Raw genomic sequence first — 25,894 nt, forward strand, 5'->3', positions numbered from 1 at the left:
GCACGCTACCGAACCAGCGTTGTCGTTGACCGGCCCGAGCGAAACAGCATAGTATTCACCGCGACTCGTTGATCACCGCGCATACCGCGAGCCGATCCGAAGTCCACCACTCCACGGGGCACTATCCGATTGACTGTTCGAAGATCGACGAATTGTGGTCTGAACGCCGACCCGAGGGCTGATTACCGCGGACGTGGGTCGCGGTGTGGTGGGTACGCGGCGGCAGTCGGTGCAGTGCCGCGTCCGTGGTGAGCTGCAGTTCCGGGTTTGTGGCAGATTTTCGTTGCTCGGCCGCTCCGGGTGTGGTGTCATATTCCGACTGATTCGGTCATCTGATGCATGATCCGGGAGGGTGCGTGGCGGTCGATAGCAGCGGTCGGGCGCTGGGGTTGGGTCTGGTCCGGCATCTTCGCCCGGACGAGGCCGTACTCGAGGAGATGCTGACGGGATGGCGCAATCAGCAGTTGGCCCGGAACCTGGCGTTCTCCACCATCGACGCCCGGGAGAAGTTGGTGCGCCGGTTCGTGGTGTCGATCAACGAGTACCCGTGGAACTGGCGGCCGCAGCATGTCGACGAGTTCTTCGGTGACCTGCGAGCGGTCGCCGGGCTGAAGCAGAGTTCGCTGCGCCGGTACCAGGGAGCGCTGCGCGGCTTCCTGGTCTATCTCACCGATCCCGCCTACGGGTGGGAGCGGGTGTGCGAGGAGCTGTTCGGTACGCACCCGGTGCAGGTGGTGCACGACTGGAACAGTGCCGTCCATGTGCAGGAAGCCGAGAGGAGTCCCGGTAAGCGCGCCTTTTCGAAGCGGGAGTTGCAGCAGCTCTTCGATCGCGCCGACGACGAGGTCGGCCGCATCCGTGCCCTGCGCCGGAAGGGGTGGTGGGCGGCCTACCGGGACGCGGTCCTGTTCAAGACGGCCTACGCCTACGGGTTGCGGATCAACGAAGTGCGCCGGTTGGAGACGATCGATTTCGGGAGGAATCCGAAGGCACGACAGTTCGGCGGCTACGGAGTGCTCCGGGTCCGGCACGGCAAGGCGATGCGGGGCTCCCCCCCCGAAACCCGGCAGTGTGCTGACGGTGTTCGACTGGGCCGTGGACGTGCTCGAGGAGTGGGTCGAGGAGATTCGGCCGGCCTTCGACTACGACGGCCTCGTGCTGTTCCCCTCACCTCGGCGCACCGCGTTGTCCCACACCACCATCCAAGAACGATTCCGGCGCTACTGTGATGACCTCGGTTTCGGGTCGGGCCTGGACTTCCACTCCCTGCGCAGGTCCTACGTGACACACCTGATCGAGGACGGGGTCGACCCCCTGTTCGTCCAGCAGCAGGTGCGCCACGAGTACGCGTCGACGACCGCTCTGTACACGTGCGTATCGAGCGACTACCGAACGACGGTGCTCGCCGACGCCCTGGCCTCGATCTTCGACAATGCCGTCGAACCGGACCGTCGGCTCCGGCGGCCGGTGGCCTCCGGGCCGCAGGGAAGGAGAAGACGATGAAGCAGGTGGACTACCGGTGGCACGTCGCCGAGCTCATGGCGCGCCGCGGCATGCACAACACCACCGATCTGGCCCCGCGGCTGCGCGAATACGGCATCGAGCTGTCACCGTCGCAGGTGTATCGCCTGGTGACCCAGACACCGGACCGGGTCTCCCCCCGGGTGCTGGGGGCGTTGTGTGCCATCTTCGCGTGCGAACTCGAAGACCTGCTCACCTTCACCTACGCGGAGCGGACGCCCCGTCGCGCCGCGACCGGGACGTCGGTGATCGATCTGAACACCGTGGGGCGTCCGCGGCGGGCCCGGATCATCCGAGATGACACGGACTGACGCCGGGAGCGGCACACCCGCCGGCGGACGACGGGGTCGGCCGCGCAGCCCCGGCACACACCGCTGCGACCGATGCCGGCAGTCCACCAAGAAGATCGTGGCCCGCTGGCCCGACGGAGCGATCTGCTATCCCTGCTACTCGGCGGCCACCCGCACCCACGGCACCTGTCCCGGATGTTCGGCCCACCGGATGCTGCCCGGACGTGACGCAGCCGGCGCCGCCGTCTGCGTGGACTGCGCGGGCATCGCCCTCGACCTGCACTGCCACCGCTGCGGGCACGAGGAAGAGCGCTACCGCGCCATGCTCTGCGCCCGCTGCGCTCTGCGCGAGGACCTCCTGGCGATGCTGCGTCCCACCGACGCCCAGGACCCCCGCCACGGGCTCGTCGAGGCCCTGAGCTCCGCAGCCCGCCCGCAGAGCGTGCTCACCTGGATGCGGGGTCGGCAGGCAGCGGCGCTTCTTCAGGCGCTCGGGACCGGTGAGGTGGAGCTGAGCCACGACGGTCTCGACCTGCTGCCACCCGGACGGCCCGTCGAACACCTCCGGCGCTGGCGGTGCACCACGGACTCCTGGCCGAACGAGATCCGCACCTTGCCCGATTCGAGCGGTGGCTCGGCACCGCCCTCGGCCGCCGCGACGGGCAACTCGGCCACACACCCCTGACCCACTTCGCCCACTGGCATCATCTGCGCCGGATCCGCCGGCTTCCGAGCCACAACACAGCCGCCGCTGTTCGCTCAGCGAAACAGGAAATCACCGTCGCAGCAGCGTTTCTCGACCACCTCAGCGATCAGGGTGTCGACCTCGAGAGCGTGAGCCAACGACACATCGACGGATGGTTCGCCCCCGGTCCGACCACCCGATACCACGCCCGGACCTTCGTCGTGTGGGCCGTGCGGCACAAGCATCTCCCCCGCACTGTCGAGTTCCCGCACCGCCGGGCCAGAACACAACCGGCGATGGACGACGAGAAGCGCCTCGCGCTGATCCGCCGCTGCCTCGACGACGACCACGTCACCTTGAACACGCGTGTCGCGGCGATTCTCCTGCTCGTCTACGCGCAACCCCTGGTCCGCATCGCCGCCCTGCGGTGCGACGATGTGGTCGTCGACCCCGAAACCGGGGGCACTCTCATCAAGCTGGGCGAACCGCCCACACCTGTGCCCGAGCCCTTCGCGAGCGTGCTCCACCAGCAACGCAACAACAGGCTCAACCTCAACACCGGAACCACCGACAGTCCATGGCTGTTCCCCAGTACCCGAGCCGGTCAGCACATCTGCGCGAACACGATCTTGCACAAGCTCCGAGACCTCGGGATAGACCGGAAGGCGGCACGCGTCGTCGCGCTGCGGCACCTGGTCACCCGAACCCCGCCAGCCGTCGTGGCCACCATGCTCGGATACAGCTACCAAGTGACCGAACGGCACGCCGCTCAGGCAGGCGACAACTACGCCAGATACGCGACGCTGATCAACGAATAACCCCTCCCCCGTTCCGCCTGCAAGCGAAAACCGGACGCAAGAAAACCGGAGGGCACCAGTAGTCTGCATGTTCGCAGCTGGTGCGAACACACCCGGCACGGTCCCCTCTTACCAGTCTGACTTATGCCAGGTCAGCGCGTATCACCACATTGCGAGCTGCTGCCAGCGAACGCCAAGGCAGAGTGTCGACTGCGCATCCCTGGACTTTCGTGTACGAGTGCGGCGGCGGTCACACAAGTAGACGCTGCGCGACTTCCTCCTCACCCACCGGTTGGCAGTGGTTCGTTTGATCGTCATGGGACCCGATCACTACGCGACGCCGCTATCGTCGGCACCTGGCTGAGTGATGCCTGGAAGACTCCACTCGGCGAGTGTCCATTCCGTCATGGGCGCCGTCGGATCATTCATCTGGCGCGGCATTGCCAGGTAGAAGTACGGGTCATCCCCCGGGCGAAGGTGGACCTGAAATCCTTGCCCTTGCCCCGCCTCCAGCGCCTCGATGGCCTCCTCCCCATTCAAAGCAGTGGCTCGCGGATGGAAGACCAGCACGTTGCCGAATACCAGTTCCTTCCTACCAACCATGAACCTGAACTCTTTGGCTGTGAAGGAGACCTGACTACCGCTGGTCAGCAATTCGCGCAGGATTGGAGAGTCGCGTCCGGATAACCTGATGGTTCCGACCCGAGCCTTCGGAGAGGTGACTACGTACCCCTCAATCAGGATTCGCGCTACCCGCAGATCAATTTGTTCCTCAGCCGTCAGTTCCTCCGGAATGGCGAATCTGGTGTGACAGAACTCCTGTACGACCTTGAGATCGTATGCAATTCGAGAGATCACGGCGAGCTCATCGTCGACTTCATTCTGCGTCGCCTTATTGAACGACATCGACATCAGAAAGTTGTCGTCAATGAATACCTTGCACGGACCCTCGCCGTAGCGGACTGCACTGAGAATCTCGACGACTCCAAGCGCGTCGAGGGGGCGTATCCGTCGGAAGTTGTATGAGATGCAGGCATCCCCTGGCACTGATTTGTCGAGCGGGAAGAGCAGCTCGATGGTGAGGTGTTCATAGAATTCGATCTTGAGAGTGAAGCCGACAGTCCCGTGATTCAGATACGCGACTCTGCCTTCGTGTGAAGCGATCACGGTGTCGTCACTACCGAAGAACTTCAACTCAGCGGGGGCACCCAGGTGGGGGTTCTCGTTGAGCGGCTCCAGATGCACCTCGACATTGCGGTGTTCTCCGGCGATCAGTTCCGGACCGACGACACGGAGATTCCGAACAACGTCGTGCGGTAGAATCACTTTCCCTGATGCGCCGAACCTCATCGATCGTTCGAAATCTTGCTGCACCGCGACCTGCTCCGAACTGAATACACCATCGAATGCAACCGTGATCGGACTCTTGATGTGCGCTTGCGGATCCTTCGCCCGCGCACTGATCGTTACCGCATCGCCGTCGCGGGCGATGTCGAAGCCCCAATATAGGTCTGTCGCATCTGCAAGTTTGCCGAGATTGCGTACCCGTTCGGTAAGGGTACGTGCCTTCCCATCCCCGAGAAGTGTTGCTTCCTCAAGTCGGTACAGCTCAACATCGGACCGCATCTGATCGCGCCCGAGGAAGTTGTACACATCAGGAAAGTCGATCAGGAGTTGGTCCAGGTCAACACGGTCAAGGATGGCGATTACGGGGGCCGGCGTGTCCTTATCAAGGTTCTTGATTAGCTTTTCCAGCACGTAAACGCGTTCCGTCGGGGTGAGTTTGGCGGGCACAACTAGGGTCCATTCGAAGGGTGGCGGATCCAGTTTCATCGCACGTTTGAAAGATTCCCGAATCTGTCCCTGGCGTGTATCCCTCAGGCTTCCGGAGAACCCTTCCGGGAAGTACTTCAATTGGTACACCCGCCGCCGAGACCCCTGAGTAACCTCGATGTCGATACCACCGTCGCCACCTCGGCCGTCAGGACACGTGACGTTGCCAATTCCCCGCCATTTGCGTGAGAGAAGTGCATCGACAATCCGCTCGAACGGTTCCCTGCCAATTTTTTCCCAATCGACGCTCACAAATACCCCTTATCTCGTGACCAAACCAAGCACTCCGGAGATACCTCACCGTTCGAAGCCGTCGGACGGTCCAGATCCCTTGCGAGTGGAGTCGTACGCGAACTGATCGCTAGCGCCCATAACCTGGTGGCACTGATTTGAATCAGCGCCACCAGGTTATGGGAAAAGCTCGTCGAACTACTTACCGCGACCGGCACCGTTCTTGGTCCGGTCTACCACGATGTAGCCCTGGCCCGACTTGGGCGTCGGCGGCAGCGGGTTGCCCTTGGTTGTCGTGCGCTCCTGTCCGGTTCGTCCACCCCGGGGACCGACAATTTCAACCTGTCCGGAGGCGGGCGCCTTGGAACCGGGCTTGAGGGGCTTCGAAGCAGCCATGGTGGCTCCTCCATTTCTCGCGCTTCCACGTCTTACGTGCAGACCCAGACCGTGTGGATTACCAGCGCGCCGATTTGAAGAGGGGAAGCAATTCGGCCTAATGTCGGAGATCCCCACAGATCTACCGGCACTGAAACCTCGGAGCGTCCAACGCCTGAGGTTTCAGGCATTTCTGCACCCATGAGCTTAGAGGCAACAGGCGACAGAAACGTGACGACACGCCGTCTCGACACAACATTTTGTGCCGAGACATGCCCGATTACCCAACATGTAGGTTTTTTGAGGTGTCTCTTTCGAGAGCTAGAGCTCGCCCCCCACAAGGTCGAGCTTGAGCAAATGCCTGGAATCGACCCTGGTCGCGTCCGAGCCTGGCGCGAGCTCGACGCTGATATCTTCAAGCGCTTCCTGTTGGAAGCGGCTGTTGAGGACGGCACGTTGCAGGACCTGTTGCCTGCGCAGGGGCGCGCACAGCCCGGAGAAGGCATTGCGCTGTATCCCCTCGAGTTGTCCGCGCTGGTGCACCGCGAGTCGACCGAGTTCTTGTTCGCCGCGGCCGAACGCGAGGCGGTGCTCGACGGCGAAAATCCCCTCATCGACGGCACGCTCGCGTGGAAACCCCACGCACAGCGGTTACTCACTAATCTACAGGGCGCCGACTACACGATCCACGTCGTCGATGTCGAAGCACCACGTCAGGTTGCGGCCGAGCGAATCACAGCCCGCTGGCGCGACGGACTGATCCGAGCGGTGGAGCAACCGGCCGATCCCACCGCCTGCCTGGGTGGCCGGTGGGTGCCCGAGACTGCCGTCGACCACTCTTCACCGAGTTCCGTGCATTCGACCAGGCGCCGTTGCACGGCAAGTCTGTCACCGAGGTCAACGCGCTCGAAGTCAGCAAAGAACACTCTGCGGTCACCGTGTTCGACCTGTATCGGACCCCAGCAGCTGGCCGTGCCGCCATCCACTTCGAACGGCGGGAACGAACAACCGACGGTGAGCTGACCGTCAGCTGGTCCGCCGACTCGACCCACCTGGACAGCTCCTTCTGAGAAGTCGATACTCATCGATCACGGTCCGCATATGGGGCAGAGCCCCAGTTACGGAGAAGGGGTCGCCTCTAGTAGGCATCAGCATCCTGCTAAATGCGAAGAATCGCTTTGAGCACCTGTTCAGGAGTAGAGGTCAGTTCAACGCCCGGTTGATGTCCGCGAAGAGCTGGGTGACCGCCGACTGTTCATCCTGGCTCAGCTCGGTGATGTCGTGCGCCGCGAGCCAGCGGATGAACGCGCGGACCAGCTTGTACTTCGAGAAGCCGGTGATCTCGGCGGTGAATATATCGACGATGCGCCGGCTGGACTGAGCGTTCGCGGTGGCGGTGACGTCCCAACCGAGCTCGTCTTTCGCGACCGTGACGAGCGTGTCGCGCAGCATGTCTTCGATCTCCGGCCCACTGACGGTGTCGGCTGCGTAGTCCTTCGTGCGGAGGATCTGGCGCTTATTGAGCAGGCGGACGAGCTCGTCTTGTTTTGCGGCCTGTTCGCCGGCCTGGTCGGAGTCGAGAAGCGCCGCCACTTTCAAGTTTTGGCTGACCAGCAGGGTCGAGTAATAGACCACCTTGCTTGCGCTAGCGGCAGGCACGAGCGCGACCGTTCTTTTCAGCCCCGCGCCGTTGTTGCTCAGTGCGGCGTTCAGTGCCTCGACGTACATCATGTCGGTGATGCCCTCGCACACCAGGTTGCGCGCCTGCCCGAACAGGCTCTGTGCGAGCTCGTATCCCAGCGCTGCCTGCAGAGGGTACACCGACCTCGGGTCGTCCACGACAAGGCGTGTGTGTACCTTGGTGCCGCTGTCCCGGTCCTTCATTTCGACGATCCGCACAAGGTCGAGCTCGTCGGTGCCCACCATAAATGGTGAGTGCGTGGTGTAGACCACTTGGTTGTCTTCCGCAAGTCGGCTGACGGTCTTGCGGAATTCCTGCTGCTTCAGCGCGTGGAGGCTCAGTCCGGGCTCGTCGAGTAGCAGGATGGCGTCTTTGAGCTCTCCCTGCGCCTGGGCTTTGAACACGACGAAGAACGAGACGAGCCAACGGAAACCTTCGCTCCGCTGGTCGAGCTCGACTTCGACACCGAGGTCATCGACGACGACGACTTTGAGGTACTGCCCATCAGCGACTAGCCGCAGCTGGACCCGCTCGTCGCCCCACACCTCGCGAATCGCGGTGGTGAGCTCGACGCTGGCGGCGTTGAGGCGATACTGCCGGTCGTCAAGCTTCTCCTGGTAAGAACGGACAGCGGTGTGGTACTGCTCGCTGGCGGTGCCGCCGTGCTGGGATGGCTGGGGCTCGCCGCCTGCGAGATCAGAGAGCTCCTTAGCGGTGAACCCCAGCAGTTTCAACAGGCACGAGTTGCCGAAGTCGTACTCTTCGTCGAGGTCACCCGACGCCTCACGTTGCGCGAGGGAAGTGAGGTTGATTCGGGGACGCACGGTGAAGTACGTCGAGTAGTAGACAAATAGAGGGATGCGCTTGAGGAGGACCTCGGCGGCTGCGGTCATGACGGCCGCACGGCCAACCTGCTCTCTAAGGCGTTGGAACCGCGCGACTTCCCTCGGCTTGTCCTCATCCACCAGCGGCAGCGCGGTCTTCAACCAGTCCGTGAGCTGCTGGGCGAAGTTCCCGCGTACCGGCTCTGTCGCAGTTACGCCGGCGATGATCGCGGCAAGGGCCTCAACGACGCTCTTGTCGTCCTGTTTCGCGACGTGAGCGCGGAGACGGGTGAGGTCGTCCTCGACCTCCTCGTAAGTGGCGTACGAGCGGACGCTGCCTAGCTTGTAGCGCAGGCTGTTGTCGAGGTAGCGAAATACCGTTAGTTGCTCGATCTCGGTCAATCCAGGGGCGACCTTGAGAAGCGCATTCTTGTCGGGCTCCTCCAGGACGAAGGTCGCCTCTGCCACCTTGATGTCGCCGAGCTCGCGGTCCCCCCGCTGCACCTCGGTGTACCGCGACCGGGGGTAATCACGTAGGGCGGTGAACCTATCGGTGTCCTCCGGCGCGTTGATCTGCTGGAGCGCCTTCAACAGCGCTGTCTTTCCCGCCTCGTTGACCCCGACGAGCACGGTCTTCGTCGGCTCCATCTCGATCTCGCCGCTATCGTGGACCGACCGATAATTGCGGATGCGCGCCCGACTCAGGTACATGTGTTTCCTCCCCATTGACTATCAACCCGAGGTTAAGCGATGCGACTGACAAGCTGGGACAATGGATGTGGGGACGGTAGAGGTTCCGTCGCCCGATCTTAAGGTGTTGCCGTTCGGCTGCCCGGCTGCGCTACCCAGGGACGACTGGGGCGTTCACGGCTACTGTCCTTGTGGGCTACTCGCCTTGTGAGCTACTCGCGTCAACGGACACCACCGATCGCTGAATGTGAGCGCCAGCGTAGCGGTGCCTCGCTCGGAGAAATTGCACCTCGCTCAAATCTGCCAGCTCGATCTCTCGTTGGCAGCGCCACTTCGATTTCGGGCACCCGTGATTGCGCTGCCCAGCACCGGACGCTACGCAAGTGCGGCGGAAAACAACGATCACAACCCTTCCAGGACGCCCCTCAGCTCGCCGAGCAGGAGGTCGGCGCGGGCTTCGATCTCGTCGAAGACGTCAGCGAGACCGTTCAGGTCGTGCTGAGCGTGGCGACGGGCTGCGATTCCGCGTTCGTAGTAGTTCGGATCGAGATGGATCTCGGTATCGAGCCGGACGTGCGCGTCTTCGCTGACCCCTTGCTTACGTAGCGGCAGTGGGGTGCGGGCACGCACCCGGCCGGACAGATGGTCTCGCACGATCGAGGCGACGGACTGCGCGGTCATCGACTGCGGCATCAGCGGCAGGTGCCCCCAGCGGTCGATCGGGGACAACAGGGGTTGGCGCGCCTGCCGGTCGGTGAGCACGCCCTGAGCGACCTCGACCGGGTCGGTGAGGTGCTGCGCGAGCAGGTCGGTGTTCGGGTACTGATCGAGGAACGCCAGGATCTCCGCCCACCTGTAGTACACCCCCACCGCCGCGCTCTCACCGGCGGCGGACTCCGGGGGCAGACGGAACCGTTTCCCGCCGTCGGTCGTGGTGGCGACGAGGGTGCCGGCGTCGACGTGGAGGTCGCCGCGGCGCAGCCGGGTCAGCTGGGCGAACGACATGCCCGTCGCGGTGAGGGTCAACAGCAACCCGTCGCGGCGGCCGAACAGTCCGCCCGGCCAGCCAATGACTGGCAGCTCGGCAGCTTTGTGCAGCAGGAGCTGGGCGAGTCGGCCGTGCCGGGCGGCGCGGGCGGCGTCGAGGCGGCGGCGGACGGTTTCGCTGCGGCCCGGCGCCGGGTGGCCCTGGTCGGTGTGGGCGGTGTTGATCGCCGACACCCGCCGACGCTGGGTGGCGGGCGCGGCGGGATGCTCCCGCAGGAACAGCGCAAGTGCCTCGGGGGCGGCGGGCAGCGGGTGCTGGTCGGTGGCGGTGCACCAGTCGGCGAACAAGGCCCAGTCGTGCCGATACCGTGCCGGGATCCGCAGGCCCGCTGTTGTTCCCGAAGAATCGTCGAGGCGTTCGGTCGAGCTGCTCATGCCGTTCAGAGACCTAGGTTGGTGACAGCGTTGCCGAGCAGCGGGGCGTGTTCGCGGGCGTAGACCTCGAGCATGGCGGGGGTGGTGTGCCCGGTCTGGCGCATGATCGCGTGCGCGCTCGCGCCGTTGCGGAAGGCCTGGGTGACGAACCCGGCCCGCAGCGAATGCCCACCCAATTGGGCGACGAGGTCGGGGTCGTAGCCCGCCTGTTCGGCGCGGCGGCGGATCGCCTGGTGCACCGCCGCCCCCGACAACGGTGTGGTGGAGAGGTTGCCGTTGCGGCGGATCGCGCGCAGCAACGGCGCTGCGCCCCCGGTGCGGGGGCGGGTGCCGCGGCACACGTGCGCCGCGAACGGCTCCGCGGTGCGCAGCAGCCGGATCACCGCGGGGCGGGCGCCGGCGTCGTGGGCGGCGACCACCTGGGCCCACCGCAGCCACGCGCACGGCGGGCAGCTCGTGTGCGACGCGGTGAACGGCAGGGCCCGGACCGCGCCGCGGCCCTCCTGATCGGTCTTGGACTTGCGTAGGCGGATGTGCAGGCCGTCGAGCCGGTGCAGCGCCACATCCCCGCAGGTGAGGGCGACGAGTTCGCTGCGGCGAAACGCCCCGGCGAACCCGAGCAGCAGGATCGCGGTGTCGCGGCGTTCGACCACTTCGTCGGCCCAGTTCTGGCAGTCGGCGCGGGTCTTGTCGACGATGGCGAGGATGTCGGCGGTGAGCAGCGGGGCCCGCGGGCTGCGGGGCCGGTCCCCGGCGGTGGCGTAGTCCCGGCGGATCCCGGACATCGTCGCTTTGACCAGGTCGTCGCCGGTGGGGCTGGGGTGCCCGGCGGTGCGGTGGTGGTGGGCGATCGCGGCGAGGCGATGCGCGAGGGTGGCCGGGGCGTAGGCCCGCTGTCCCGCCTCGGTGACGGTGTCGGCGCACGCGACCAGGTAGGCGGCGACGGTCACCGGATGCGCCGGCACCGCGACATGGCCCTCATTGGTGCACCAGGTGGTGAAGGCCCGCCACGCCGAGGCGTAGGTGCGGCGGGTGCCGGCGGCGCGGGAGCCGGCCACCGACGCCGCGATCCGCTCGGCGGTGGCCGGCGCGAGATCCGGCGACGCGGGCCCCGCCGGGGTCCCGGGCACCACGAGCTGCCCCTCCCCCGGTGCTTTCGTCTCGTCGTTCACGGTCGGGGACGCTACCGGAGACCCCCGACACCGTCCCTGTCCTCGCTCAATCTATCTGACGCAGAACGCGTTACCTGAGCTGCGATGCGACAACTTGGTTGGACGGCCGCAGGATCGAATCGTCCAAGTTAGTTGTCGCACATCGTCGAATCAGCCCACCGTTTCGGCGGGTCGAGTCCGGGCACCGGGACGATGCCTGATGTACCGCGTGAGCAGCGAATCGAACACGCCGGCTGGGACTGCGCCGTCGGTGACGGACTCGATGAGACCCCCGATCGCATCCTGTTGACCGGGTGACTCCATCGTGAGCACCCGATTCCGCCACGCGGTGTCAGCCAAAGACGTCGTGAGCGCAACGACAATCGGGTATTCGGCTGCCCGGCAGATCGCTGCGGTCAGATACCACCGGTTGGGGTTGGGCTCGAGAACTTCCAACCGAGCGTGGACGGGTCGAAACGGCCACGGCAGCAGGTTGTGCCACTCGTGGACGATGGAGGATGCATCCTCGAACGCGCGGCGAACCGGCTCGCGGCCGAAGCGTGCGATCAGTCGGTGGTGGTGTCGGTGCGCCCGGAGAATGTCGGGAAGGGCGGTGATGTCGATCCGCGGCGATCGATCCGTACAGGTCAGTACGGGCCCGCCGGTCCAGACCCGGTGTCGCTGGCACAGTACCTGCTCGTGAGTGGCCCACACGTGCACCGCTCGGGTGAGGCCGTGCCGACGTGCACAGCACGGGCAGGAGTTCGCCGCGCCGACCGCCGCCGGGCTTCCTCGCAGTGCCGGATAGGTGGTGACGTCGTCGGCCGTGCGAAGTTCGGGGAGGGCGAAGACCAGCGTTCGCTCCGGTAGGCCGGTGAGGTCGTGGACGGCCTGCCGGCCCGCGATGCCGGTGTTCGTGACGTGGTTGCCGAGTTCGTGACCCGGCAGGCCGTTTGCCTCGCCGAGTCGGTGCAGATAGCTCGACAGATGCTCACTGGGGAACGGGGCGACGCGGCGCGGCAGACGGGGCAAGAAGCAGTAGCGGGCCGCCGGGGACATCATGGGTGGATGTCGGTGCGGTGGGAGGTCGCGGTCTCTGCGGCGTGGTCGATGATGGTCTCGTCGAGTGTGCCGCGGGTGATGGCCTCGTCCCCGGAGAGGATCGCGCCGATCGCTGCCACGCGGACCAGGTGCGAGAGGCTGCTGATCGATCCACCGGTGCGTTGGTGCAGGTATTTCGCGTTGCGGGTGAGTGTGCCGGGTGGGTGGGAGTGGAGTCGCAATGCGGATTCGAGGGAGGCGACGAGCGATTTCCATTCGCGGTCGTAAGGAAACGGTCCGGTGCGTACCAGTACCGAGCGGGCGGAGATCTGTTGCCCCCGCACCCCGGTGAACAGGCCGGAGCGTTCGACGTTGATGCCGGCGTAGATGAAGGTCGCGGGCATGTGCTCGGTGAAGTATTTCAGGTGATCGGACATGTCCTCGCCGACGCTGGTGGCCAGGTTCAGGTTGTGGATCTCGTCGACGATGACCAGGTCGGTGCGGGCCTCGGTGAGTACCCGGCAGACCGCGTCGGCGATGTCGGTGGTGTTGTGGCGGGGTTTGTCGGGGATGCCGAGAAAGTGCGCGAACTCGGAGGCGAGTTTGCGTGGGGACCCTTTCGGTGGGGTCGTGATGTACACGACCGGGATGCGGTCCTGGCCCGGGTATTTGCGGCGGACGTTCTGCTCGTGGACCTTGCCGAGCAGTTTGATGCCGGTCGTCTTGCCGCTGGCCCACGGACCGGAGACGATCAGGGCGCGACGGGCGCCGCATTCGCGTTGGTTGAGCAGCGTCAGCAACCGCCCCTGGTGGGTGAGGTGACGGACGGTGGAGGTTTCGATGATCACCAGTTCCGAGTGGTAGGCGATGCGCCGGTCGTCGTATGCCGTCCGCTGCGCGGATGAGAGCGCGTCCCGGACGTGGGCGGCGAGGAGGGTGCAGGTGGCGGGTGCGGCGTCGACGAATTCTCGCCATCCTTCGAGTGTCACCGAGGGGAGCTGACGGGGATCGAGCTGCCCCTCGTCGGCCGATGCTGCTACCACCATGTGCGGGACTGCCTGTCGGCATCGAAGACGGGCAGCGGGACGATGTCGGCGATGTCCTCGTCTTCGGGTGCGAACATCGTCGCCGCCGGCGGCGGGGATCCGGGTATCGGTGGCATCTCGCCGGTGGTGGCTCGAGTGCGAGCCGCCACCCGCTTGTCCCTCGCGGTCGGGGCCCGGCTCCTCGTGGCGGACCGGGCCGGCGGTGCCGGTCCGGCCCGGTCGAGTAGGTCGTCGACGGCGGCTTTGATCGTCTCCTCCGACGGTGTGCTCGCGCCTCGCTCGGCGACGATCCTGCGGGCATGCTCCCACGCGGTGTCACCGAACGGCTGCGGCATGGCGTGCAGTTGCCGCCAGTAGGCAACGATGAACCCGCCGTCGCGGTGGTTGCGCACCCAGACCCGGGTCACGTCGTACGGGTCGTAGTGCACCTCCCACCGCTTGCCCAAGGGTTTCGGGCCCGAATGTTGGCCGCGATAGCCGTTGAGCTCGTCGCTGTCGTAGACCCGGTGGTTGATCTTGATGCCGTAGGAGTTGATCACCCGAGGAGTCGACGGCAGCAGCGCGATGTAGTCGTCCCCGGACAAGGGGGTGGGCACGTAGCCGGCGACGGTGAGCAGGGCCGCGTACTTCTCGTTCGGGGTCAGCACCCGCTGCGGGTTCAGCGGGTCACGCAGTCCGTCGTGTGGGCGGTTCTGCCAGTGGGTGAGGATCCATTCGTCGAGCAGATCCTGTAGCTCGATCAGGGAGAACACAGCCCGCTCGTCGGCGCCGGTGCCGCGGTGTTCGATCGACGCACCCAGATAGCCCGTAACATACTGGGCGAATAGCGTTTTCACCGATCCCAGGGTGCGTTCGATGATCGGCTTGTCGGTGGGAGTGTCCGGGTGGGCGGGCTGCGCATTGATCCCGAATCCGTGACAGGCGCTGCGGAAGGTCGACGACAGGTACACGCTGCCGTGGTCGTAGACGATGGTCTCGGGCATGATCACCGGCCGGGCCGCGGCATTCTCGAGCCGGGCATCGATCGAGCGCATCACCCGGTACGGCAGCGCCGAGTACGCCATCGACACCGCCTGCGGCCAGCCGGGACGCATCGGCTCCGGGGTCATCGCCTTCGCCAGCAGCAGGGACGCGTCCACCGCCTTGGTCGTCGGACGCAGGACCGCAGCGGCGATCGTGCGGGTCGCGACATCCACCAACGCGGTCAGCTCGACCCGCCCGGCCAGATCCTCGTCGAGGCGCACTGCGACATCGAAGGGGGTCGAGTCGATCTGCATCCACTCTCCTGGCCGGGTAGCCACGACCGTCCCGAACGGCGCCTGCGGTTGCCTGTCGAGGGTGCGCCGGGTGCGAGCGGACCCGGTGGCGTGGCGACCTTCCCGCAGACGCCTGAGCAGCCTGTTGAACGTTTGATGTGAAATCAGCGGTACGGCCCCCGCTCCATGCGCTGCCACCACCCTCTTCTCGACTTCACGCCGGAGTCGAGCCGCGGTGCCCGACGAGGAATGGACGTTCTCGGCGAGGACCTCCTCGAGCGCGGCCAGGTAGCGGGGATCGGTGCGGCCGGTAACAGGATCTTCGCGGATCGCCCGGCGGTCGATGAGCCCCGCAATCCCCTCACGCTCATACCGTTGCCGGTATCGCTGAAACACCCTCAGTACCATGTGCTCCCCGTCCGCGGCGAGTTCGGCGATCTTCGTGATCTCCCGTTCCCGCAGCGAGGTGCTCGTGACGTCGTATCCCCGGCGCGGCGACGTTCCGGGCGCCGCGTCGATCGGGACTCCATCGACAACCTCGGTAACGTGTCGCTCGAGCCGACAGGCCCGCTCGCGGACCGTCACCGGCAGGGCCTCGAAGTAGTGCGGTCGGATGCGACGCCGCCCGAATGTGGTGGCGACCGGCTCGAAGGTCGGGTCTGCCAGCAGAGCCGTCAGTTTGATCGCCACCCGCATCGCGCCGGCTCCGTCGCGCACGGTCAGAAAGACGATCTCGCCGTCGAGTCCGGCGATCTCGTACAGACCGTCCCGGAAGCGCACATGGTCACCCAGCTGGAGGGCACCCGGCGGTCTAACGGCCATGACAGAGGTTCTCCGTGACCATCGATTCGGTCGACAGCAGCAGCTCGTCCAACTGCGTCTGCAACGCGTGCGTCCACAGCAGGTGAAACAGGCTCGGCAGGACCGCAACAGGATGGCCGACCCGACTCGCCACCTCCCCTATCGAGACCTGACCCTGTCCGCGCACCAGGGTTACCAGTTCCCGGCCCACGTCCACGTCGAAAACGCGTCGATGGCGATATCCGGCGAGCCAACGCAGGTTCGACAGCCGCACCGGTGGGAGTTCACCGACGCGGCGATAGCTCCAGCCGACCTGTTCGCACACCCGAGCGGTCTCGCCGAACACAACCCGATCCCCGGGCCCGATCAGAGCATCCGGACGCACATCGACCACGTCCCCACGCCCATCGTCATATCGGAGGAAGAAGTCCGGGACGTGAGAGCAGGCTTCGCCGTCGATGACGAAATCCAGCCGAAAGGGCTGGGCTGCCATCCCGACAACCGCACGATCGTGATCGGCGCTGATCACAAAATCCCGCTCCACCCACGACTCGTACTCCACGTGACGATTCGTGGTGGCACACCACCAGAGCCCGGCGTAGTTCTTCTGCCCTTTGTACGAGGCGATCCGCCTGATCGGCGACGCCACTTCCAGCGGCTGCGCATCCCAGTCGAAGCCGAGCCCAGCGGACACCGGCTCGCCCTCCGCCGGCAAGTACGTGATGCGTTCGACGACTCGCACAGGAGCCGCCGCGGCCGCCTGCATGGATTCGACACTAAACGACAGGACGCCCCCGAACCGTGCAACCGACACCGCGTGTCGTGTCAGGTCCCGTCTGGTGTGGCGAGGCTGATTCTCGGTGAACTGCGGCTCGCCATGCGGGGTCTGTGCTGCCATGTGTCGTTGTTTCCCGTCTGAAGTGGCGGATTTCTGGTCGGGGTGGTGGGTTCGTGCGCGTGGCGGTCCGGGGTGTGTCATCGGGCCGGGGTGTGGTGTCGGTAGGTGAATCTGTAGGTGTGTCGGTGCTGGGCTCGGTGTTGGTCGACCCAGCGGCGTAGGGGGTCGTTGTCGGTGTGCAGGCCTGCGGTCCAGCCGAGGAATCCGAGACGGTGGGCGATGTGCAGGTAGAACGGTCGCTGTTCGTGGACCAGCTCCGCGAGCCCGATCCGGCGACGCCAGGTCGGATCGATCAGGATTTCGGCGAGGATCACCGTCTCGGGCAGAACGAGCAATCGGGTCGGCAGCAGCTGTGGGGCGTGGTTGACGGCGTTGACCGCGTCCTCACGCGCGTTCCATCGCCGGGTGAGCCGCCGGTGCAGGAGCGGATCGGGGTTCCGCCGCCAGGCGATCATGATGTCTTGGGCGGTGTTGACATGGCTGGAAATCCAGTCTGGGTCCTCGTCGCTGCGAAACAGCTTGTCGCGCCGATGGATCGCTTTCGCGATCTCGGGTGCGGAGCTGAGGTTCACCGGCGGCTGTGCGGCGCACTCCCCGAGCCAGAGCTGATGCCGGCGGCAGTAGCCCTCGGCCGCCGACGAGTAGACCCTGATCACGGGAGCGCCGGGAATCTGTGCGATGCAGCGAGGGCAGTGCGTGCGCGTATGTGAGCTGACGCCGGCGAAATGCAGGCTGGGTGTGGCGGGGTCGATGGCATCGCGCCGCGGACCGGGCATCGGCAGGCTGCGTGCCAGTTGCTTCAGCGGGATGCCCGCGAATATCGCGAGCCGCTGCCGGGCGGCGAGGTTGAGCTGGACGTCCCAGTTCTTGAGGACCATGAATCGGTCCGGGCTGGTGTTGTCCGGGTGCCCGATCGACCGGAGCAGTGTTGTCGGCCTGACCAGTTCGTTCGCGGCAGCGAGCCGGAACACGAAGGACAGGGTCGTCTCGCCGCGGACCGGGCGAACCCGGAACGGCAGCGGGACGGCGGGCTTGTGCCAGAGCGGAAGAACGGTCATGACAGCGGCTTGCGGCGCGGGTCGTATTGATTGCCCGCAGCGATGTCGAGGATGACCGCTTCGAGGTGGGCTTTGGTGATCTTCTCGGTGCCGTCGCTGATGGCGTCGTTGGCGGCCTCGTAGATCAGCTGATCGAGGCTGCCGATCATGCCGCCGGTGCGGGCGTGCAGGTAGGGTGCCCAGTCGATCAGGGTTCCGGGTGTGTGGCGGTGCAGCCGCAGTGACTGCTCCATCGTGGCGACCAGCTTCTTCCAGTCGTTCTTGGCGGCGATGGTGTGGTAGGAGAACGGCCCGGTGGTGACCGGGATGAACCGGCCGGCGATCTGCCGGCCCCGGACGCCGGAGAACAGGTTGGTTTCTTCCAGGTCCAGACCGGAGTACACGAACGTGGCGGAGATCGAGTCGAAGAAGTATTTCAGCTGGTCGGATGCGTCTTTTCCCTTCTTCGTCGACAGATCCAACCGGTGGATCTCGTCGACCAGGACCAGCCGGGTGCCGGCCCGGCGCATCACCGCGGCGACCGCGTGCGCGAGGGCTTGTGGGGAGTCGTGGCGGCCGACGGGCAGTCCCAGGAACACCGCCATCTCCCCGGCCAGGGCCTTCGGGTCGGCGTCGGGTGGGATCACGATGTAGACCACCGGGATGCGGTCGGGGATCCCGGGGTTGCGGCGTTCGAAGTCGAGCTGGAACCGGCGACCCAAGTGCGTGATCGACGTCGATTTTCCGGTGCCGCTGCCGCCGGAGACCAGCAAGCCCCGCCGGCCGAGCTGCTTGCCGCGGTTGTTGACGATCAGTTTCTGCCCGGTGTGCAGAACCTTGCGGATGTCGGGAGTGGCGACCAGCAGCAACGACGAGTGATAGTCCTGCCGGGCCTCGTCGTAGAGTTCCCGCTCGAGCTCGTCCATCCGCTCACGATCGCTGCCGGAGAGCATCTGCGGTGGTTGAGGATGGGCCGTGCCGACGAACGACGACCAGCCCTCCTTGGTGGCCAGCGGGTGCCGGGCATCGAGATGTATGGAGCTCACCAGCGGCCTTCCTGCTCGTCGAAGGCATCGAGCAGCCCGAACGGCACCACGGTCTCGGCGTCGGCCTCGATCGTCGGATCCGATTCCGCCTGGACCGGCGGTGCGGGCGGCAAGGCCGGGGGCCGGGCCGGTTCGGGCAGGGCGGTGGGCCATCGGCCGACCTCGGTGACCTCCACGGGCAGGTGGTTGGGCATCTCGCGGGTGCACGCGTGGCGAGCCAGCGGACGGCGGGTGTCGGGGCCGGCTTCGGCGCGGCGCAGCAGCGCGGCCAGGATCACCGCGACCGCCATCTCGTTGGCGTCGTCGACGCCGCGCTGCGCTGCCAGTTTCCGTGCTGCGCGCCAGGTGAAATCGGCGAACGGCTGCCGCACGATGTTCCGGTGCGTCCACGGGACGGTGATCCAGCCGCGGCCGCGGTGGTTCCGGACCCAGACCCGCGAGACGTCGTAGGGGTCGTAATGGACCTCCCAGCGGCCGCCCTTGGTGACGATGCCCGAGGATTCCCCGGCGAAACCGCGCAGCTCGCTGCTGTTGTAGGTGCGGTAGTCGATCTGAACACCGGCATCGCCGATGGCGCGCCATTGCGCCGGCAACAACTCGACATAGTCCTCGCCGGTCAAGGTGACCGGGACATACCCGGCCGCGGCGATCAGCGCCGCGTAGACATCGTTCGGTGACGCGTTCTCGGTGGGGCTGAAGGGGTGCCGCAGCCCCTCGTGCGGGCGGGTCTGCCAACCGGCCAGCACCCATTCGTCGAACAACTCCTGCAGATCCGCCAGCGACCAGACGGCGCGCTCGTCGACGTCGGTGCCGCGGCGGGTGACGTCGCGGCCGGTGTAGCCGGAAACATGCTGGCAGAACAGGGTATTGATCGAGGAGAAGGTGCGTTCGACGATGGCCTTGTCGGTCGGGGTCAGCACGTGCGCGGGCTGCACCGAGATGCCCAAGGTGTCCGCGGCGCGGGCGAACACCTCCGACATGAACACCTTGCCGTGGTCGATCACGACGGTGTCCGGGACGATCACCGGTTTGGCGGCCGCCATCGCCATCCGCGCGTCCAGTGTCACCAGCCGCCGATACGGGATCCGCGACGCCGCCAGCGCCAGCGCGTGGTCCCAGCCCGGCCGCATCGGCTCGGGAACGCTCATCCGCGCCAGCATCAGCGCAGCGTCGACGGCTTTCGCGCCGACCGGCCGGAGCACTCCCGCGCCGATGGTGCGGGTGGCGATATCGACGGCCAGCACGAGCTCGGCGCGACCGATCACCCCGTTGTCCATCACCGCCATCACATCGATCGGGGTGGTGTCCAGATGCACCAGCTCCCCCGGCCGCGCGGCGGTGGCCGGGGTGTAGACCTTGTCGGGCCTGTGCGCCGCCGACCGGCGGGTGAGCGCCGAACCGAACGTGTGCCGGCCCTGGGCCAGCACGTCCAGCAGCCGGTAGAACGTCGTCTTCGACGGCATCGGCACCACCCCGGGCCCGTGTTCGTCGTCGAGCATCTGCTTCACCCTCGCGATGACCCGCGATTTCGTGCCCGTCGACGTGCCGGTCTGGGCGTCGATCACCGCCGTCGCCGCGGCAATCACCCGCGGGTCGACCTGCCCGGTCGGCGCGGCCGTCCTGGTGTAGCGGGTGTCGACCAGCCCCCACAACCCCTGCTCGCGGTAGCGCTGCCGCATCCGCTGCACCGTGCGGGCGCTGGTCTGGCGGCCGGCCGCGGTCAGCTCCGCGGCCTTTCGCGTCTCCCTCGACTTCAGCGAGAACACCGTCGGGTCGTACCCCGGCCGCGGCTGCGCATCCTCCGGAGTGTCCGGAAGCAGACCCGTCTCGACCTCGATCACGTGACGTTCCCAGTCCCTGGCCGCCTCCAGCACCTTCTCCGGCAGCGATGCGAGCAAGTTGCTCGGCTCGATCGTCGGTGCCGGAGCCGCACCGACCAGTTCGAAGTCCTCCGCTGCCAGCAGGAACGACAACGCCACCACGCTCGATTCGCCCGCCTCGGACAACAAGCGGATCTTGGTACCCGAGAGCGCGACGACCGCGTGCGCCGTGCCCTCGAACACGACCCGGTCGCCGACCGACACCACTGGACGTGGCGACCTCATCACCACCCCTGCTCGGACACCGACCAGGCACTCGCCAGATCCGCCACGTGCGGCGACACCCGCACCACCGTCCGATGTGACAACACCAGCGACAGATCCGCGAGCAGCCAACGCCGCCACATCAAGTGATAGAGCACCGGCAAGGTGCCCAGCGGATCCCCGGCCGCCTCCGCGCCGTCGAGCAGCGGCTGCGGGCATGCGAACACCCGCAGCAGGTCCCGTGCCGTCGGCTCGTCGAAACAGCGGGGATGCCGGTAGCCGCCCAACCAACGGTGGTTCGCCGCCAGCACCGGGTCCAGCCGGTCCCACACCGCGTACTCCCAGCCGACATCGCCGCAGGCCCGTGCCGTCGCCGCAAACGCTTCCCGATCCCGGTCCTTGATCCGCTCGGACGGCCGTGAATCCAGCACCAGGGTGCGCCCATGGTCGAGCCGGACCAGGAAGTCCGGGGTGTGCCGCCGCCTCCGGCGCGTGCCGGCATCCCACAGCAGTGTGAACGGCTGCGACACCACATCCGACACGGTCGGGTCGAAATCCAACGCCACCAGATGATCCCGCTCCACCCACGACTCGAACCCGACCCGTCGGCCCAGCGTCGCCGACCAGTACCACCCGGGGAAGTTCTTCTGCCCCCGGTACGACGAGAACGACCGCACCGGACCCCCGATCTGCGCAGCGACCTGTGGAAACGACTGCCACGGCAGCCTCCGCCGGTCACCGGAGACCGTCACGAACTCCACCTCGACCCAGCAATCACCCCGGGCACTCGCATCGTCTCGGAGCTCGGAAGCAGTCAACACCGGAACATCTTCGCCACTTCAGGTCGGAACCCGCCACCGATCCGCCACTTCTCCTGGGAATCCGCCACGTCGATCGGGAACCGACATGTCGCACAGCGTGCGACAACTATCTCGGACGACGCCTTCCGGATGCGACACCTATCTCGGACATCGCACCGACAACGTGGACAAGGACAACCGTCCCGGCGCCCGAAAACACGCTCACCACGGGGTTCGCGCAGATTGCTGCGTAAATGGGAATTTACGTTGCCGACACCGCACAAACCGGGAGTGACAAACCCCCAGGTGACCGTTTTGCCGTATTTATCCGGATCTTCTGGTTCTCTGTCCTGTGCCATCAGACCTGAGGCAGTGCCACCGCACCTGAGGCAAAGGCAGGGTTTCTGCCACCAAGTTGAGGCGCTCTACCTGCCACGTTCTCGTCGACAACCCCGCATGCTCGACGTCCCTTTGCCTCAACAATGTGGGCAGAAACGCCGCGGCGCCGCTGTGCCACATTGTTGAGGCACCGCTGGTCAGCGACCCATTCGTACCTCGGATCGAATGGCAAAGGACACTTGTCCTGTGCCATCGGACCTGAGGCTTTGTCCAGCATCCGAGGCAAGTGAGACTCTGCACGAGAATTTCAGTGGTTGCGACCTGGGGATTCGTCAGTGCATGTCAGGGGCTCTCGTCACGAGAATGTCAGTGGCCGCGGAGAGAGTCCCGCCGGGATGTCAGTGCGGTGAGCTGGGGTTTCCATCGGTGGCAGGAGCCAGCACCCTTCGCCCGCTGCGCGGACATCGACGCTGGAGGCCCGGGACGTACGCCGTGATGGATGTGCCGCCGACCCATTGCTCGACATAAATACTATGTGAAGTAGTATTTGGGCCGGACGACAACACCGAAGGTCCACACGTCCCCGGATCGCAGGGTCGATTGCGTTCCGCGACCCTGCGTGTGCAGGGCGATGTGGGCCGTGACAGGAAGACGACGCCGTGATCACGACGCACCTCGAGCCGCCGACACGACAGCGCAGTGCCCCCTCGGGATCGACCGGCGGACGGGACCGTCGGTGAGAACGGGGCAGCACACGGAGTCGGCTGCCGGCCTCGTGTGCGCAGCCACGTCCGCGGACCGGCCAGCCGATGCGTTGCGCGGCGGCCGGGTTCGGGTGAGGCCGCCGGTACAGCGAGCGCCTCGTCGACGATCGTGGCAGGTGCTGGTGCTGGCTCTTGTGGCGGTACTGGGGGTCGGCGCCTGCGGCACCGGCACCGACGCCGTCGCCCAGGGCGGCACCTTCGACTTCGTCGCTCCCGGCGGCCAGACCGACATCTTCTACGATCCGCCGGCCGAGCGCGGACAACTGGGGGCGCTGGCCGGCCCGGATCTGATGACCGACGGGGCCACGGTCGACCTGGCCGACTACGCCGGACAGGTGGTCGTGCTCAACCTGTGGGGTCAGTGGTGCGCCCCGTGCCGCAGCGAGGCCGACGACCTCGAACGCGCCTACGAGGCCACTCGGGCGCTGGGGGTGCAGTTTCTCGGCATCAACGTCCGCGACCCCCAGCGCGACAAGGCCCAAGACTTCGTCATCGACAACAATGTCTCCTACCCGTCGATCTACGACCCCCCGATGCGCACCCTGACCGCCCTCGGTGGCGCCTTTCCCACCAGCGTCATCCCGTCCACACTCGTCCTCGACCGGCGGCACCGCGTCGCGGCGGTGTTTCTGCGGGCTCTGCTGACCGAGGATTTGCAACCGGTCGTCGAACGAGTGGCGGCCGAACAGTGACGGTGACCGTGCTCGCGCAAGGAGTCGGCTCGAGTTTCCAGACGGCAGCCGCGACCGGGCCGCTGCTCTTGGCGGTGGGCGCCTGTTTACTGGCCGGACTGATCTCCTTCGCCTCCCCGTGTGTGGTGCCCTTGGTGCCGGGCTACCTGTCATATCTGGCCGGCGTCTCCGGTGCCGACGCTCCACCGCTCACCGCCGAGGTACGCACCGCCGGGGTACACGCTCCAGGACGGTGGCGGGTCACCGGAGCCGCGGCATTGTTCGTCGCAGGATTCACCGTGGTGTTCGTGCTGGCCACGGTCTCGGTGTTCGGGGTGATCGGGGCGTTGCGGCTCAATCAGGAGCTGCTCCAACGCCTCGGCGGAGTGGTCACCATCGTCATGGCCCTGGCGTTTCTCGGGCTGATCCCGGTCTTGCAGAAGGACACCCGCTTCGCGCCCCGGCGCATCTCCTCCCTCGCCGGCGCCCCGCTGTTGGGCGGGGTGTTCGCGCTGGGATGGACCCCGTGCCTGGGACCGACGCTGGCCGGGGTGCTGTCCGTGGCCGCGGGTACCGAAGGCACCACCGCCGCCCGCGGGGTGGTGCTGATCGTCGCCTATTGCCTCGGGTTGGGCCTGCCGTTCGTGGCCCTGGCCTTCGGATCCACCTCGGCCCTGCGCGGAGTCGGGTGGCTGCGCCGACACTCCCGTCACATCCAGATCGTCGGCGGCGTGCTGCTCCTGGCAGTGGGAACCGCGCTGGTGACCGGAGTCTGGGAGGTCTTCATCGCGTGGATCCGCGACGAGTTCGTCACCGGGACGGTGCTGCCGATATGACCGTCACCGACCGCGCTCCGGCCTCGAAGCCATCACCGCCGCCGGAACCATCACCGCTGCGCCGAGCTGTCGCCACTGCACGCAACCTGTGGCGTCAGCTCACTTCGATGCGCACCGCCCTGGTGCTACTGTTCCTGCTCGCCCTGGCTGCGGTCCCCGGGGCGCTGCTGCCGCAACGCAGCCTCAACGCCGGCAAGGTCGACGAGTACATCGCCGCCCGGCCGATTCTCGGCCCGATCTTCGATCGGCTCGAGTTGTTCGACGTGTTCGCCAGCTTCTGGTTCACCGCCGTCTATGTGCTGTTGATGGTCTCGCTCGTGGGCTGTCTGATTCCCCGGCTGCGTGAGCATCTGCGCGCTGTGCGCAGCGCCCCGGTGCCGGTCCCGCGCAATCTCTCGCGCCTGCCGCACCATCATCAGGGGTTGCTTCCCGAGCCCACCGACCAGGCCCTCGACCGAGTCCTCGACCTGCTGCGAGGCTGGCGTCTGACCACCCGGACCGAGCCCGGCCCGGTACAGGCGGTGTCCGCGGAAAAGGGGTATCTGCGCGAAGCCGGCAACCTGGTCTTCCACTTCTCACTGGTCGGGCTGCTGGTGGCGGTGGCCACCGGTCGGCTGTTCGGCTACGAGGGGTCGGTGATCGTCATCGCCGACGGCGGGCCGGGATTGTGCAACACCTCCCCGGCGGTGTACGACTCGTTCCGCGCCGGAGCCGCCACCGACGGCACCGGACTCGAGCCGTTCTGCCTCAAGGTCGAGGATTTTTCTGCCGACTACCTCGACAACGGGCAAGCCGAAATGTTTACCTCCACGCTGTCCTACCAGACCGGCACGGACATCGGCACCGACCGCTGGCAGCGGTACCAAGTGCGGGTCAACGAGCCGCTGCGTCTGGGCGACGAACGGGTGTATCTCACCGGTCACGGTTACGCCCCCCGGTTCACCGTGACCTTCCCCGACGGGCAACAACGCACCGAGACACTGCAGTTCGCCCCCGAGGATGCCACCACGTTCCTCAGCAGCGGGGCCATGCGGTTCGATCCGCCCGGCGGCACCTATCCGGATCCGGACGAGCGTCGCCGCAACCAGATCGCAATCGAAGGATTGTTCGCTCCCACGGCAGCCTTCAACGGCACCTTGCTCACTTCGGTGTTCCCCGACCTGCGCGATCCGGCGGTGGCCGTCGACATCTACAAAGGCGATACCGGGCTCGACACCGGCATTCCCCAGTCGATCTTTTCGCTCAATGCCGAGATGATCAACCAAGGCCGACTGGTCAAACAGGCCCGGGTCAACCTGCGACCCGGAGAACACACCACCCTCGCCGACGGCACCACCGTCCGGTTCGACGGCGCCGAGGAATTCGCCTATCTGCAGGTCTCCCACGACCCTGCCCAAAACTGGGTGCTGGTGTTCGCGATCACCATGATGGGCGGGTTGGTGGCCTCACTGGTGATCAAACGCCGCCGGATCTGGGTGCGGCTGCGCCCTGCCGGGGGCGGTACCGCCGTCGAACTCGGCGGTCTGGCCCGCACCGACCACGCCGGCTGGGGGCCGGAGTTCACCGACATCTGCCGACGCCTGGACCCCGGGGCATCGCCTGCTGCGAAAGAGGACCGCTAGAGCCATGCCGATCGACGACACCTTCGCTCGCTACTCCGACCTGAGCTTCGAGGCCGCCTTCGCCGTCTACCTGTTGGCCCTGGTGCTGTTCGTCGCCGAATTCGCCGCGGTCCGCACCCGCCGTGCCGACCCCGCCCTCGCCCCCATCGCAGC

General features: G+C 66.3%; 20 protein-coding genes and 1 pseudogene. 8 read left to right on the top strand and 13 right to left on the bottom strand.

All coding sequences use genetic code 11. The annotated features are described in order from the left end of the window. The first annotated feature begins 356 nt into the window (after positions 1 to 356). The 4 genes and pseudogenes from G6039_RS25045 (at position 357) to G6039_RS25060 (ending at position 3,314) form a co-directional block, all read left to right on the top strand. Positions 357 to 1,503, top strand: a pseudogene (locus tag G6039_RS25045) (tyrosine-type recombinase/integrase). Continuing rightward, the gene (locus tag G6039_RS25050; RefSeq protein WP_043797818.1) at positions 1,500 to 1,832 is read left to right on the top strand and encodes a helix-turn-helix domain-containing protein; all 333 of its coding nucleotides are present in this window, start codon (positions 1,500 to 1,502) and stop codon (positions 1,830 to 1,832) included. The pseudogene G6039_RS25045 and the gene G6039_RS25050 overlap by 4 nt, the downstream one beginning before the upstream one ends. A gap of 97 nt (positions 1,833 to 1,929) precedes the next feature. Continuing rightward, positions 1,930 to 2,496 (top strand): hypothetical protein, encoded by a 567-nt coding sequence (locus G6039_RS25055; RefSeq protein ID WP_051445998.1) that lies wholly within the window; start codon positions 1,930 to 1,932, stop codon positions 2,494 to 2,496. Between the two features lie 149 nt (positions 2,497 to 2,645). Continuing rightward, complete coding sequence (locus G6039_RS25060) at positions 2,646 to 3,314, top strand: hypothetical protein (RefSeq protein ID WP_200868107.1); 669 nt, start codon at positions 2,646 to 2,648, stop codon at positions 3,312 to 3,314. Positions 3,315 to 3,623: 309 nt separating this feature from the next. Here the strand turns inward: G6039_RS25060 and G6039_RS25065 are convergent, their stop codons facing one another. Together G6039_RS25065 and G6039_RS25070 are read right to left on the bottom strand one after the other, a co-directional pair. Continuing rightward, a complete protein-coding gene (locus G6039_RS25065; RefSeq protein ID WP_152103874.1) occupies positions 3,624 to 5,378 on the bottom strand; it encodes a hypothetical protein in 1,755 nt (584 codons plus the stop codon). A 177-nt stretch (positions 5,379 to 5,555) separates the two neighbouring features. Then, positions 5,556 to 5,753, bottom strand: coding sequence for a hypothetical protein (locus G6039_RS25070; RefSeq protein ID WP_080688468.1), 198 nt, complete (start codon positions 5,751 to 5,753; stop codon positions 5,556 to 5,558). Positions 5,754 to 6,089: 336 nt separating this feature from the next. On the opposite strand from G6039_RS25070, the gene G6039_RS25075 reads away from it, so the two are divergent. Further along, positions 6,090 to 6,755: a zeta toxin family protein gene (locus G6039_RS25075; RefSeq protein WP_161780431.1), complete on the top strand. Its 666-nt coding sequence runs from the start codon at positions 6,090 to 6,092 to the stop codon at positions 6,753 to 6,755. A 180-nt stretch (positions 6,756 to 6,935) separates the two neighbouring features. Here the strand turns inward: G6039_RS25075 and G6039_RS25080 are convergent, their stop codons facing one another. The 11 genes from G6039_RS25080 to G6039_RS25130 form a co-directional block, all read right to left on the bottom strand. Next, a complete protein-coding gene (locus G6039_RS25080) occupies positions 6,936 to 8,948 on the bottom strand; it encodes an AAA family ATPase (RefSeq protein ID WP_043797824.1) in 2,013 nt (670 codons plus the stop codon). 381 nt (positions 8,949 to 9,329) lie between these two features. Next, complete coding sequence (locus tag G6039_RS25085; protein ID WP_043797826.1) at positions 9,330 to 10,349, bottom strand: hypothetical protein; 1,020 nt, start codon at positions 10,347 to 10,349, stop codon at positions 9,330 to 9,332. Between the two features lie 5 nt (positions 10,350 to 10,354). Continuing rightward, positions 10,355 to 11,521, bottom strand: coding sequence for a site-specific integrase (locus tag G6039_RS25090; protein ID WP_043797828.1), 1,167 nt, complete (start codon positions 11,519 to 11,521; stop codon positions 10,355 to 10,357). A 150-nt stretch (positions 11,522 to 11,671) separates the two neighbouring features. Beyond that, positions 11,672 to 12,562 (bottom strand): TniQ family protein, encoded by an 891-nt coding sequence (locus tag G6039_RS25095; protein WP_043797831.1) that lies wholly within the window; start codon positions 12,560 to 12,562, stop codon positions 11,672 to 11,674. Next, positions 12,559 to 13,587, bottom strand: coding sequence for an ATP-binding protein (locus G6039_RS25100; RefSeq protein WP_043797833.1), 1,029 nt, complete (start codon positions 13,585 to 13,587; stop codon positions 12,559 to 12,561). The genes G6039_RS25095 and G6039_RS25100 overlap by 4 nt, the downstream gene beginning before the upstream one ends. Further along, positions 13,578 to 15,665 carry a Mu transposase C-terminal domain-containing protein gene (locus tag G6039_RS25105; RefSeq protein WP_043797835.1) on the bottom strand — a complete coding sequence of 696 codons (2,088 nt, stop codon included), beginning with the start codon at positions 15,663 to 15,665 and terminating at the stop codon, positions 13,578 to 13,580. Before G6039_RS25105 ends, G6039_RS25100 begins: the two co-directional genes overlap by 10 nt. Then, positions 15,655 to 16,542 (bottom strand): TnsA-like heteromeric transposase endonuclease subunit, encoded by an 888-nt coding sequence (locus tag G6039_RS25110; protein ID WP_164528137.1) that lies wholly within the window; start codon positions 16,540 to 16,542, stop codon positions 15,655 to 15,657. Before G6039_RS25110 ends, G6039_RS25105 begins: the two co-directional genes overlap by 11 nt. 77 nt (positions 16,543 to 16,619) lie before the next feature. Further along, positions 16,620 to 17,600, bottom strand: coding sequence for a TniQ family protein (locus tag G6039_RS25115; protein ID WP_043799753.1), 981 nt, complete (start codon positions 17,598 to 17,600; stop codon positions 16,620 to 16,622). Further along, positions 17,597 to 18,625: a TniB family NTP-binding protein gene (locus G6039_RS25120; RefSeq protein ID WP_010596658.1), complete on the bottom strand. Its 1,029-nt coding sequence runs from the start codon at positions 18,623 to 18,625 to the stop codon at positions 17,597 to 17,599. The genes G6039_RS25115 and G6039_RS25120 overlap by 4 nt, the downstream gene beginning before the upstream one ends. Beyond that, entirely contained in the window at positions 18,622 to 20,730 is a 2,109-nt protein-coding gene (locus G6039_RS25125) for a Mu transposase C-terminal domain-containing protein (RefSeq protein ID WP_043799756.1), read from the bottom strand. The genes G6039_RS25120 and G6039_RS25125 overlap by 4 nt, the downstream gene beginning before the upstream one ends. Beyond that, positions 20,730 to 21,461: a TnsA-like heteromeric transposase endonuclease subunit gene (locus tag G6039_RS25130; RefSeq protein ID WP_235194061.1), complete on the bottom strand. Its 732-nt coding sequence runs from the start codon at positions 21,459 to 21,461 to the stop codon at positions 20,730 to 20,732. Before G6039_RS25130 ends, G6039_RS25125 begins: the two co-directional genes overlap by 1 nt. Positions 21,462 to 22,728: 1,267 nt before the next feature. On the opposite strand from G6039_RS25130, the gene G6039_RS25135 reads away from it, so the two are divergent. From G6039_RS25135 to resB, 3 genes are read left to right on the top strand one after another with little or no spacing between them, the layout of a single operon-like run. Further along, positions 22,729 to 23,304 carry a TlpA disulfide reductase family protein gene (locus tag G6039_RS25135; protein WP_003939272.1) on the top strand — a complete coding sequence of 192 codons (576 nt, stop codon included), beginning with the start codon at positions 22,729 to 22,731 and terminating at the stop codon, positions 23,302 to 23,304. Further along, positions 23,301 to 24,119: a cytochrome c biogenesis CcdA family protein gene (locus G6039_RS25140; RefSeq protein WP_010596783.1), complete on the top strand. Its 819-nt coding sequence runs from the start codon at positions 23,301 to 23,303 to the stop codon at positions 24,117 to 24,119. The genes G6039_RS25135 and G6039_RS25140 overlap by 4 nt, the downstream gene beginning before the upstream one ends. Further along, the gene (gene resB / locus G6039_RS25145; protein WP_029540264.1) at positions 24,116 to 25,741 is read left to right on the top strand and encodes a cytochrome c biogenesis protein ResB; all 1,626 of its coding nucleotides are present in this window, start codon (positions 24,116 to 24,118) and stop codon (positions 25,739 to 25,741) included. Before G6039_RS25140 ends, resB begins: the two co-directional genes overlap by 4 nt. Positions 25,742 to 25,894: the final 153 nt, after the last annotated feature.

The organism is Rhodococcus aetherivorans (assembly GCF_011058165.1).
GTDB lineage: Bacteria > Actinomycetota > Actinomycetes > Mycobacteriales > Mycobacteriaceae > Rhodococcus > Rhodococcus aetherivorans.